Genomic DNA, 11,563 nt, shown 5'->3' on the forward strand with positions numbered 1-11,563 from the left:
AACCAGCAATGCTTAATCTAAGACCAGTTCAGCTGGTTTAACGCGTAGAGATACGGGAACCCCTTCGACGTCAGTATCAACGACAAACGACCCGTTGGAATAACGGCCACTCAACGGATGCTCAGTTGGCAGCACGTCATGGGTGCGTTCACGACTGGTCATGATCTCCAATGGTGGGTTGCCAGCTGGAATGGTCATGAAGTCCACGACGCGATGCGGATCACGTTTGAGCTCTCTTAGGACCAGAACGCCACGGCGAGCACGGCTAGTGACGGAGATTTCCTTCATCGCTAGGCGTTTAAACCCACCGCGTTGTGTGATCATCGCAATCGTGTCATTGTCGTTAACCAACGCGAGGTTCACCACCTCATCGTCATCACGAAGATCCATAGACCGCACCCCGGTTGTTCGTGCACCGTTCACGGAGACTTCATCGACCGGATAACGCAGCGCATAGCCATTCTTAGAAACCAACAGAATTCCCTGATCAACGGGTTCGGTCAGGTACTTCACTTGAACGACTCGGGCATCATCATGCTTGAGCTTTTCATAAACAGCCGCACGACTCTTGTAGGTCCGTCCCGGTGTTAAGTCGGCAAAGGCCGTTTGCTTCACATAGCCATCACTGGTGGCAATCAGGAAGCGTCCCGTCTCCTTCAACGACTTGAAAGCAAAGGTGGCGACAATTTCCTCGTCACTGGCTAGGCCAATGGTCTGAGAAATGTGTTCACCGGTTTCCTTCCACTTCACGTCACTAATCTCATGAACCGGTCGGTAGATCAGATTGCCCTTGCTGGTAAACATCATCAGATGATCCAGGGTACTGAGTTTTTCCATGAAGATCGGATAATCCTCGTCCTTTAGACCATTGTCTTCAGGATCGGAAGCCGTATATGAACGGACACCTGAGCGTTTCAGGTAGCCATCATGACTGACCAGTACGACAACGTCTTCGTCAGCAACCGTCACCGTCGTCTTGATCTTCAAGTCTTCAATCTGATCCTGAATTTCAGTCCGGCGAGGGTTACGGTAAGACTTCGCAACTTCCTTTAGTTCCTTGCGGAGAACCGCATTTAACGTCTTTGGTTCCGCCAAGATCTTGTGATCCTGTGCGATAGCGGCCGAAAGCTTATCAGATTCCGCCTGTAGCTGGGTCACATCGGTGTTGGTTAACCGGTAAAGCTGTAATGCCACAATGGCATCCGCCTGTTTCTCAGAAAAATCGTAGGCACTGACCAGGTTGTCGCGAGCATCGCGGCGATCCTTGCTGGCCCGGATGGTCGCAATAACCTGATCCAGGATTGACAAGGCCTTAATCAGCCCGGTCACAATGTGTTGTCGATCCAGGGCCTTTTGCAACTCGTACTTGGTCCGCTTGGTAATGACGTCTCGTTGATGTTCCAGATATGCCGTCAGGATCGTCTTTAAGCCCACGTGTTCTGGGCGCATATGATTAATGGCGACCATGTTGAAGTTGTAGGTAATCTGCAGTTCGGTGTTCTTAAACAGGTAGTTCAAGACCCCCTGGGCATCGGCGTCACGCTTCAATTCGATGGCAATCCGCAGGCCGTCACGATCGGTCTCATCACGGACTTCGGCTAGGCCTTCAACTTTTTTGTTGAGCCGAATCTCATCAATCTTTTTGACGAGTTGGGCCTTGTTCACCTCATAGGGAATTTCGGTCACGACGATTTGGCTCTTATTGCCGCGCATTGGCTCAATGACCGTCTTAGAACGGACAACCACGCGCCCCCGACCAGTTTCATAGGCTTTGACGATACCGTCTTTACCTTGGATGATGCCGCCGGTTGGAAAATCGGGACCCTGGACGAATGACATGAGTTCCTCGAGCGTAGCCTTAGGGTGACTGAGCAGGTAAACCAGCGCATCCACGACTTCGCCTAAATTGTGCGGCGGAATTTCCGTGGCATAACCGGCTGAAATCCCAGTCGATCCGTTGACCAATAGGTTGGGAAAACGCGCTGGCAAGACAGTGGGTTCGTACTCCGTGTCATCGAAGTTCAGGACCATTTCAACCGTGTCCTTGTCGATGTCTCGCAGCATTTCACCAGCTAACTTGCTTAACCGGGCTTCGGTATACCGCATGGCAGCGGCCGGGTCACCATCCATTGACCCATTGTTTCCGTGCATCTCAACCAGGGGTTCACGAACCTTCCAGTCCTGACTCATCCGGGTTAGCGCTTCATAGATGGAACTATCCCCATGGGGATGAAAATTACCCATGACGTTTCCGACGGACTTAGCCGACTTACGGAAACCCTTATCGTAGGTATTGCCGTCCTTGTTCATCGCGAACAAGATCCGCCGTTGCACGGGTTTTAACCCATCGCGAATATCGGGTAAAGCCCGTTCCTGAATGATTGATTTGGAGTACCGGCCGAACCGGTCGCCCATAACTTCTTCCAGAGTTAATTCTTGAATATTTTGTCCTTCACTCACGAAATATGCGCTCCTTTCACCGGTTATTTATCCGTTGGCTCTGCAGGTTCCGAAGACTCCAGCAGGCTCGTATTATCGTCTTCCAGCGTAAACTGCACGTTGTTTTCGATCCATTTCCGGCGAGGCTCAACCTTGTCGCCCATTAAGGTGGTGACCCGACGTTCAGCCAGAGCCGCATCGTCAATCTGAACCCGAATCAGTGTCCGCTTATCAGGGTCCATCGTGGTATCCCAGAGTTGTTCAGCATCCATTTCACCTAACCCCTTGAATCGTTGCAGGTTATAGCCGTGCTTGGCAATCTTCTTGGTCTTCTGATCGAGCTCATCGTTCGTCCAGGCGTATTCAATCGTGGAATTCTTGCCCGTCGTCTTGATGCGATACAGGGGTGGCAGGGCAATGTAAACCCGACCAGCATCAATCATGGGCCGCATGTACTTGTAGAAGAAGGTGAGCAGCAGAATCTGAATGTGCGCACCGTCATCATCGGCATCGGTCATGATGATAATCTTATCGTAATTGGCATCTTCAATATTAAATTCAGCACCCACGCCGGCACCAATCGTGTAGATCATGGTACTGATTTCTTCGTTTTTCATGATATCGGGCAGCTTGGCCTTTTCAGTGTTCAGCACTTTCCCCCGTAGTGGCAGGATCGCCTGAAACTTTCGGTTACGACCCTGCTTAGCGGAACCACCGGCAGAATCCCCTTCGACTAGGAAGAGCTCATTCTTAGCGGCGTTCTTGGATTGGGCGGGTGTCAACTTACCCGAAAGCAGACGCTCGTGTTTCTTATGGCGTTTGCCGTTACGGCTTTCGTCACGGGCTTTACGAGCGGCTTCACGGGCTTGGCGCGCCTGGGTCGACTTCCGAATCAACATCTTCCCAAAGTCACCGTTTTCCATGAGGTAGTAGCCCAATTGTTCGCTGATAATGCTGTCAACGGTGGCTCGTGCTTCTGGCGTCCCCAGCTTTTCCTTGGTCTGCCCTTCAAACTGCAGCAGGTTTTCCGGAATCCGCAGGGAAATTACGGCAGAGAGACCTTCACGCACATCGGTTCCTTCAAGGTTCTTATCGCGATCCTTGAGCAGACCCACTTTACGCGCGTATTCGTTGAAGGCCTTGGTCCACCCACTCCGCATACCAACTTCGTGAGTCCCACCATCCTTGGTGCGCACGTTGTTGACGAAGGACAGAAGGTTTTCGGTGTAGCCGTCATTGTATTGTGCGGCAACCTCGACTTCAATGCCATCCTTCTTACCGTCAAAGTACATCACGTCGCCGAGGGTATCCTTGTCTTCGTTTAGATAGCTAACGAACTCCTTGATACCGTCTTCAAAATGATATTCTTCGGCCTTTTCCTGACCCTCACGTTCGTCGGTCAGGGTAATCTTAACGCCCTTCAGCAGGAAGGCAGACTCTCGGAGCCGTTCGGATAATGTCCCGAAGTTATACACTGTGGTTGTGAAAATTTGGCTATCTGGTTTGAAGGTAATCGTGGTCCCGTTATGGGCACGGGTATTGCCCTTCTTTTCCAGCGTCCCCTGGGGATGCCCCCCCTTGGCGAACTTTTCCTGATAGCGCACGCCGTCACGCACGATAGTAACGGTTAGTGAGCTAGACAGTGCGTTGACGACAGAGGCCCCCACACCATGTAGACCACCAGAGGTCTTGTAACCACCTTGACCAAATTTACCCCCGGCATGAAGCACCGTCAGGATAACTTCTGGCGTCGGAATCCCAGAGGCGTGCATACCCACGGGCATACCCCGACCATGGTCCACGACCGTGATGCTATTGTCCTGGTGGATGGTAACGTTGATTTCCTTACCGTATCCGGCCAGTGCTTCATCAACGGCGTTATCGACAATTTCATAGACCAAGTGGTGAAGCCCCCGGCCATCAGTGGAGCCGATATACATCCCAGGACGTTTACGGACAGCTTCCAATCCCTCCAAAACCTGGATGGAGGAATCGTCATATTTAGGTTTTGCTTTCGCCATGCGTAAATCCCCTTTACTTTTACTAGTTTCAAATTAACTTTACGATACCCTTTAGTTTACCGCAATGCGAACGTATGTTCAAATGAATGGTCCAAATCGCATGGGGCGGGTTTTCAGTAACCACATTATCATACCACAGGAAACTAAAAACTGGCTACTTTCCTGATATAATTGGCGGAACGGTTAAAACATGCTAAAATATAGAGCAGCTTATTAGTGACGGCGACCAGCCTTTGGGTGATTGCCGTCGGGAGAAAGAGCGGAGGAATTACGTGTGAAATTAATTGGGTTACTCATTGTGGCCTACCTCTTGGGTGCCATTCCAAATGGCGTCTGGGTGGGTAAGACCTTCTTCCATACCGACATTCGGCAAGCCGGCTCTGGTAACATTGGGACGACCAATACTTACCGGGTACTGGGACCCTATGCCGGAACAGTGGTCATGGTCCTCGATATTGCCAAGGGAACGGTCGCAACCCTATTGCCAACTTGGGGTCACGTGACTACGGTCTTAGGAACTGCGACGCCGCTCTTATTCGGCTTATTCGCCGTCTTGGGACATACCGTTTCGATCTTTGATCATTTCAAGGGTGGCAAGGCAGTCGCCACTTCTGCGGGGATGCTACTGGCTTATAACCCCATCATGTTTGTGATTGCGGCGGGTTTGTGGGTGAGCCTCATCTACTGGACCAGCATGGTGAGTCTGGCCAGTATGGTGGCCTTCTCGTTGATCACCCTCATCTCGTTAGGGTTTCACGATTGGTACCTGACGGGGATTGCCTTGGTCCTCACGATTTTTGTCTTTTATCGGCATCGGACCAACATTACCCGGATTAAGAACGGGACGGAATCCATGGTGCCATTTGGTCACGGCTATCATAAACGTCAAGCAAAATAAGAACACGGAAGGCTCTCAACGGTCATCATCGTTGGGAGCCTTTTTATTTGCGAAAAATAATGGGGTTAATTGGACCCGGTAGTTTAAAAGTAAGTGATTTGGTAACCGGCTTTAAATGACGCTTTGGCGGCCAATCTTTGAATTGCCACCTTACTGGTTAGATCACCGGTCGCTTGGACATCGTCAGCCAGTCCCCACCAAGGTTCGAGGCACACGAACGGCGCCTGCTTCGGGTAAGGTGACCAAATGCCCAAGTAAGGCGCAGCCACCGTCAGGGCAATCCCATGGTCGTCGGCCGGCGTGCTGAGCATAACCGTGGTCTCGTGGTTATCCAGCGTCAGCACCTGGGCGTCGTGGTCAAAGAGGTCGTGGTTCAGCTGCAGTGGTTGTTTGAGATCCAACGGTACGGCATGTTGGGTATCGCTGTAAGGGCCGACCAGTGGGACGCGTTGATAGATCTGCTTCGGCGAAACCGTCACGTGATAATCCGTGAAATCGGCCATCGCCCCACCTAATGGCAGGTTGAACCCGGGATGGGCCCCAAACGAGAACACCATTTCTGTTTCGGCTGGATTGGTAACCGTGGCATTAACCTTGAGTTGATGGTCAACTAACTCATAAGACAAGGTCAGAATGAAGTCCAATGGATACAGGGCCTTGGTTTGTTTGTCCGCAGCGAGTTCCAGACTAACCTGAGTAGTCGTCTGATCAATGACAGTGAACTCACGATCCCGCGCGAACCCATGCTGTGTCATGTGGTACGTCTGGTCATTTAACCGATACTGATTGTCTTGTAGCCGACCGACAATGGGAAAGAGAATGGGTGCGTGCCGGCCCCAAAAGGCCTTATCCGCCTGCCACATATACTCTAAGCCGGTTTCGTTATCCTTAACACTGGTTAATTCGGCTCCCAACGGGTTGATTTGCACCGTCAGATAGTCGTTCTTCAACGTGATCATGAAAATTCCTCCCACTTAATTCTTCGACACTTGCAATTGGTATAACGTGCCTTCAGTTGCTGCCACTATCCACACTGAAGCCCTGCCGATAATGGTCTAATTTCGAAAGGGAACTACCCCTAAAGCATGAGTCCTCCATCTTTAAGTCATCCAATCTTATCATACCTTACGCCACGCAAAAGAGCCAAGACAACTGCCCTGGCCCCCACATCTGTTTATAGGATGTACCGTGATAAATCTTTGTTTTGAACGATGTCGCCGATCTTGTCGTTGACGTAACTTTCGGTAATCGTCACGTCACCGGTTCCCATGTCAGGCCCCTCGTAGAGCAGATCTTCCAGGAGTTTTTCAAGAACGGTTTGCAGGCGCCGAGCCCCAATGTTTTGGTTCTCGTGATTCAATTCAAAGGCTAGACCCGCAATGCGTTCAATGGCTTCCATGGTGAAGGTCACCTTAACATTGTCGGTCCCAATCAAGGCAATGTATTGCTTGATTAAGGCGTTGTTGGGCTCCGTCAGAATCCGCACGAAATCGTCCTTGCTGAGGTCATTTAGCTCAACCCGAATTGGGAAACGGCCTTGCAATTCAGCAATCAGGTCGCTTGGCTTGGATTCGGCGAAGGCACCAGCTGCAATGAAGAGAATGTGATCGGTGTCGATCGTGCCGTACTTGGTCTTAACCTGGGTTCCTTCGACGATTGGCAGGATATCACGTTGGACCCCTTCACGGGAAACGTCGCCGCTATTTTGGCCACTCCCCTTGGTAATCTTGTCGATTTCATCAAGGAAAATGATCCCTGTGTTTTCGGCTCGCATGATGGCATCATGATTGATGTCAGCGTTGTTCACGAGCTTTTCAGATTCTTCACTAACCAAGATTTCCCGGGCTTCAGCAACCGTGACCGTTCGCTTAATACGCTTCTTAGGCATGATAGACCCTAAGGTATCGTTCAAATCGATTCCCATTTGGCCCAACATGTTATTGTCCGTTGCGTTTGCTTGTTGAGGATCGTCCATTTCGAGTTCAACGGTGTGATTCTCCAGTAAGCCTTGGTTGAGTTGTTCCGTCAAGGATAACCGTTCGTTACGAATCTCATCGGTCACTTCTTCTTGTTCGCTCGGCGCCGTGGGCATTTGTCCATTTTGCATTTGAGAGAACATGTTCATCATGTTGGAGAAGTCGTTGTTATTCTTGTTTTCCTTCTTCTTAGCGGGTGCTAACAGCTTAACCAGGCGCTTGTTGGCCGCCTGGGTCGCATCCGTGCGCACGTTCTTAAACTGGTCTTGCTTCTCCATCGCAACGGAGACTTCGACCAGGTCACGAACCATGGATTCAACGTCACGACCGACGTAACCCACTTCAGTGAACTTGCTAGCTTCCACCTTGGTGAATGGTGCATGAACAATCTTCGCTAACCGACGGGCAATTTCCGTTTTCCCGACCCCGGTTGGTCCGATCATCAGCATGTTTTTAGGTGAAATTTCTTCTTGCATGGCGGCATCGAGTTGCATGCGCCGGTAACGGTTCCGTAAGGCAATGGCAATCGCCTTTTTGGCTTCATCTTGGCCGATCACGTATTGATCGAGTAAGCCCACAATCTCTTTAGGTGTTTTATTAATTGCGTCCACTGTTCAGTCCTCCAATTTTAAGTTAAAGTTCTTCAGAAATAACGTTTTCGTTCGTAAAGATATCAATACCCCCGGCAATGTGAATGGCGCTTTCCGCGATTTCCTTAGCGCTCATGTCCGTGGCATGGTGGTGCAAAGCCGTGGCGGCAGCCAGGGCGAAGTTCCCACCGGAACCAATGGCCAGAATGTCATCATCGGGTGCAATGACTTCACCGGACCCGGAAACCAGGAGCATTTCGTCCTTGTCCATCACGATCAGTAAGGCTTCGAGCTTTTGCAGGGCTTGGTCGGAACGCCACTGCTTAGCCAATTCAACGGCTGCCCGTTGCAAATTACCACTGTATTCGTTGAGTTGTCCTTCGAATTTTTCTTCAAGGTTGAAGGCGTCGGCCACACTGCCGGCAAAGCCCACAACCACCTGATTGTTGTAAATCCGCCGAATCTTGTGGGCGGTTCCCTTCATGATGACCTTTTCACCCATCGTAACCTGACCGTCTCCGGCCATCGCGTTGTGACCGTTGTGGCGTACCGCACAGATGGTCGTTGCTTCAAATTTTACTGGCATAGTTATAATCTCCTTATGATTGTTTCGGTTGATCCTTGTCTTCAGTCGCACGCGGGAAGAATTGGCGATAGTCTCGCTGTAGGTGTTCCCGCGTCACGTGCGTGTATATCTGAGTCGTTGAGAGACTGCTGTGTCCCAGAAGTTCCTGAACCGACCGCAGATCAGCACCGTTGTTGAGTAAGTGTGTGGCAAACGTGTGGCGGAGCATATGGGGATGAATCTCACTGGTGAGACTACTGCGCTTAATGATCTGATTTAACAGATAAGTCACCCCTGCCGTTGTCAGTTGTGCACCCCGTGAATTGATAAACACAAAGTCATGCTGCTGATGATACTTGGTCATCAAGGGCGTTCTGGCAGCCGTAAAGTAAGTTTCCAGGGCATCGCTCGCGTAATGGCCAAACGGCACATAACGCTCCTTATTTCCCTTCCCATGAATCAACATGATGCGGTTGTCAAAGTCCACGTCACGCAACGTCAGATTGACGCATTCACTCACCCGAATGCCCGTGCCGTAGAGCACTTCCAATACGGCAGAGTCTCGCGTCGCCAACTGCTGGTTAGCATTTCCGGCGGCTGCGGTAAACAGCGCCGTCATTTCTCGCTCGTAAAAGAAACGTGGCAAGTGATTCTGATGATGTTTGAGTTGGACGTAGGCAAATGGATCGTCCTTCGCCAACCCATTACTCATCAAAAAGTTGTAAAACGAGCGCAACGTGGAAAGCTTACGGGCAATGGTGGTTCGGGCGTAGTGGTGATCGTAAAGATCGCTCAGATAAACCTCGACATCAAGTTGATCAATCTGAGTCCACGGCTTCTCACCGCCGTTATCCCGGAGAAAGTGACTGAATTCAGCCAAGTCCTCCTGATAAGCTTTCACGGTTTCAGGAGAATACTGCCGTTCCCCCTGCAGATACGTCATGAATTGTGCGACTGCTGAAGCCACGGCTGACACCTCCTGTACGTGTTAATGCTAGCAAACACACCCTCAAAACTCAACTAACTCATCAAAAACGGCGGCGAAAATGTCATGGTCCCAGTTGAAATTGCCGATAACCACGTCCTAGTTTATCAAAATAATAAACACGTTAGGGAAATGTTAGCAACAGTCCATCGCTGATTATGACCTTTATAATTTGAATACCAAGACGATAATGTTAAAAATAAGTGTTGACAGAATCAATAAACATTTGTAAAGTAGTCATCACTGGAGGGATCACGCATGAATTTACTAGAGTTGACGTTAACTGAGATCGAGCAAGGCTGGCATCATACCGATACGGCCCTGGTCTGCAACTACTGTGACGCGACGTTTGCTGACGATCAAGTCTTTCCTGTGGGCGACGGATTTTATCCGGCAGCCAAGATGATCCAGTATCACCTGGCGACGGTTCACCCACAAGCCATTGACGAGCTGATTCGCACCGATAGCAAGTACAACACGCTAACGGAGAAGCAACGGGCCCTGCTGTCTGCGTTTGCAATGGGGGCTAAAGATGCCACCATCGCCAAACAGATGGACGTTGCCGCCGCTACCGTTCGCCATCAAAAATTCACCTTCCGTGAGAAGGCCAAACAGGCTAAACTGTACCTTGCCATCTACGAGCAGGTCTTCAATCGGCCAACGAGTGCCGATGAATTGGTCCGTCTGCCCGAACAGTCGGGTATGGAGGATGACCGTTTTGCGATCACAATCGCCGAATATACGCAACTGGTTGCCAAGTATTTCACGACCACTGACCCGCTACGACTGGCTAGATGGCCGAAACACCAAAAGGCCATTCTGGCCGTGTTAAAGCGGATCACCGCGACTTTACCAGCCGACCAACACTTCACCGAGCGCGAATTAACGGACCAGTTAAAACCCATTTACGCCGACTTTCCGCTATTGCGCCGTTATCTCGTCGACTATGGTTTCTTGCGGCGGACGGATGGTGGGCGCGACTATTGGCGTAACCCTAGCTATAAGGAGTAGACTCATGAATCGTAAAGAATTGATGCAACAGTATAAGGCAGCACCTACATTTTACGGCGTCATCGAGATCAAAAATGACCAGAATGGCAAGACCTTTATCGATGTCGCCCGCAACGTTCACAATCGCTGGGGCTATTACCAGACGAATCTGAACGGCAACTTTTATCACGACACTGACCTACAAGCGGATTGGAATCGGCTGGGCGCTGCGGCCTTCAGTTACCGTGTTCTCTGGAAGGCGGATACCAGTGAGACCGACAATCTTCGACAGGCACTCAAGGATCTCAAGGTCGAGTGGCTGGAGAAATGCCACCCCGCTTACAATCAACATTAAGGAGCTAATATGACCATTTTAAATACCAACAGCATGCCGATTGACCAGACGACCTGGTCACGGCGCGACTATTTTTACTACTTTACCAAAATGATGCCGACCGGGTTTACGTTAAACGTTGACATCGACGTCACGGCGACTAAGGAATGGTTAGCGGCGCGCGACCTGAAATTCAACGCGGCCTACCTCTACTTGGTCTCCAAGGTGATCGCCCAGACCCCGGAATTCCGGATTGGTCGTACCGAAAAGGGGCAGCTCATTCGCTACGAGGTGCTACACCCCTCCTATTCTGTGATGCACACGGATGACCACAGTATTTCTAGCCTTTGGACCGCGTATGATCCAGACTTTCAACAGTTTCATCGCAACTACCTCGCTGACCTGGCGACGTATGGTGATCAACGCACGCCGATGCCTAAAGCCCCACAGAGTGGCAACGTCTACATGATTGGTAGCATTCCCTGGACGCACTTCACCAGCTACACCCCGTTACCGTTTACGCCACTCAACACGTACTTTCCGATCATCCAGGCGGGCAAGTATGAGCTGGAAGCCAAGCGTTGGCAAATGCCCCTATCCGTTACCATTCATCATGCGGTCGCGGATGGTTACCACGTCAGTCAATTTTTGGAACAGGTTCAGTTGGCTTTTGATCATCCGGAAGTTTGGTTGGCGAGTTAAAACTTTCTAGACTGAACAAAAACTTTATGGTGCTAGGTTGAGAGGTAAGCATCCACCTGCGGC

The 11,563-nt window shown here is 50.6% G+C and carries 10 protein-coding genes; 4 read left to right on the plus strand and 6 right to left on the minus strand.

What is annotated here, in order from left to right; all coding sequences use genetic code 11:
- Positions 1–12: 12 nt before the first annotated feature.
- Both parC and parE read right to left on the minus strand, forming a co-directional pair.
- On the minus strand, positions 13–2,460 hold the full coding sequence (gene parC, locus FD28_RS03230; protein ID WP_057732536.1) for a DNA topoisomerase IV subunit A: 2,448 nt from the start codon (positions 2,458–2,460) through the stop codon (positions 13–15).
- 23 nt (positions 2,461–2,483) lie between these two features.
- Positions 2,484–4,460 carry a DNA topoisomerase IV subunit B gene (gene parE / locus FD28_RS03235; protein WP_057732538.1) on the minus strand — a complete coding sequence of 659 codons (1,977 nt, stop codon included), beginning with the start codon at positions 4,458–4,460 and terminating at the stop codon, positions 2,484–2,486.
- 274 nt (positions 4,461–4,734) lie between these two features.
- On the opposite strand from parE, the gene plsY reads away from it, so the two are divergent.
- Complete coding sequence (gene plsY / locus FD28_RS03240; protein WP_057732540.1) at positions 4,735–5,358, plus strand: glycerol-3-phosphate 1-O-acyltransferase PlsY; 624 nt, start codon at positions 4,735–4,737, stop codon at positions 5,356–5,358.
- Positions 5,359–5,441: 83 nt separating this feature from the next.
- Here plsY and FD28_RS03245 read toward each other — a convergent pair whose 3' ends face one another.
- From FD28_RS03245 to xerC, 4 genes are all read right to left on the minus strand, one after another.
- Entirely contained in the window at positions 5,442–6,317 is an 876-nt protein-coding gene (locus tag FD28_RS03245) for an aldose 1-epimerase family protein (protein ID WP_057732542.1), read from the minus strand.
- Between the two features lie 215 nt (positions 6,318–6,532).
- Entirely contained in the window at positions 6,533–7,945 is a 1,413-nt protein-coding gene (gene hslU, locus FD28_RS03250) for an ATP-dependent protease ATPase subunit HslU (RefSeq protein WP_057732544.1), read from the minus strand.
- Positions 7,946–7,967: 22 nt separating this feature from the next.
- On the minus strand, positions 7,968–8,510 hold the full coding sequence (gene hslV, locus FD28_RS03255; protein ID WP_057732546.1) for an HslVU peptidase proteolytic subunit: 543 nt from the start codon (positions 8,508–8,510) through the stop codon (positions 7,968–7,970).
- 13 nt (positions 8,511–8,523) lie between these two features.
- Positions 8,524–9,432 carry a tyrosine recombinase XerC gene (gene xerC, locus FD28_RS03260; protein ID WP_057732641.1) on the minus strand — a complete coding sequence of 303 codons (909 nt, stop codon included), beginning with the start codon at positions 9,430–9,432 and terminating at the stop codon, positions 8,524–8,526.
- A gap of 300 nt (positions 9,433–9,732) precedes the next feature.
- Between xerC and FD28_RS03265 the strand changes: the two genes are divergently transcribed.
- The 3 genes from FD28_RS03265 to FD28_RS03275 are packed head-to-tail and all read left to right on the plus strand — an operon-like array spanning position 9,733 to position 11,500.
- Entirely contained in the window at positions 9,733–10,485 is a 753-nt protein-coding gene (locus FD28_RS03265) for a DUF2087 domain-containing protein (RefSeq protein WP_057732547.1), read from the plus strand.
- 4 nt (positions 10,486–10,489) lie between these two features.
- On the plus strand, positions 10,490–10,819 hold the full coding sequence (locus tag FD28_RS03270; RefSeq protein WP_057732549.1) for a GIY-YIG nuclease family protein: 330 nt from the start codon (positions 10,490–10,492) through the stop codon (positions 10,817–10,819).
- 9 nt (positions 10,820–10,828) lie between these two features.
- A complete protein-coding gene (locus FD28_RS03275) occupies positions 10,829–11,500 on the plus strand; it encodes a chloramphenicol acetyltransferase (RefSeq protein WP_057732551.1) in 672 nt (223 codons plus the stop codon).
- The last annotated feature ends 63 nt before the right edge of the window (positions 11,501–11,563 follow it).

Origin of the sequence: Levilactobacillus hammesii DSM 16381 (genome assembly GCF_001434395.1) — a bacterium.
GTDB lineage: Bacteria > Bacillota > Bacilli > Lactobacillales > Lactobacillaceae > Levilactobacillus > Levilactobacillus hammesii.

Coding starts and splice junctions, on each gene's coding strand:
- parE (WP_057732538.1), bottom strand. CDS start 4,460: ATGGCGAAAGCAAAACCTAAATATGACGATTCCTCCATCCAGGTTTTG.
- FD28_RS03245 (WP_057732542.1), bottom strand. CDS start 6,317: ATGATCACGTTGAAGAACGACTATCTGACGGTGCAAATCAACCCGTTG.
- hslV (WP_057732546.1), bottom strand. CDS start 8,510: ATGCCAGTAAAATTTGAAGCAACGACCATCTGTGCGGTACGCCACAAC.
- xerC (WP_057732641.1), bottom strand. CDS start 9,432: ATGACGTATCTGCAGGGGGAACGGCAGTATTCTCCTGAAACCGTGAAA.
- FD28_RS03265 (WP_057732547.1), top strand. CDS start 9,733: ATGAATTTACTAGAGTTGACGTTAACTGAGATCGAGCAAGGCTGGCAT.
- FD28_RS03270 (WP_057732549.1), top strand. CDS start 10,490: ATGAATCGTAAAGAATTGATGCAACAGTATAAGGCAGCACCTACATTT.
- FD28_RS03275 (WP_057732551.1), top strand. CDS start 10,829: ATGACCATTTTAAATACCAACAGCATGCCGATTGACCAGACGACCTGG.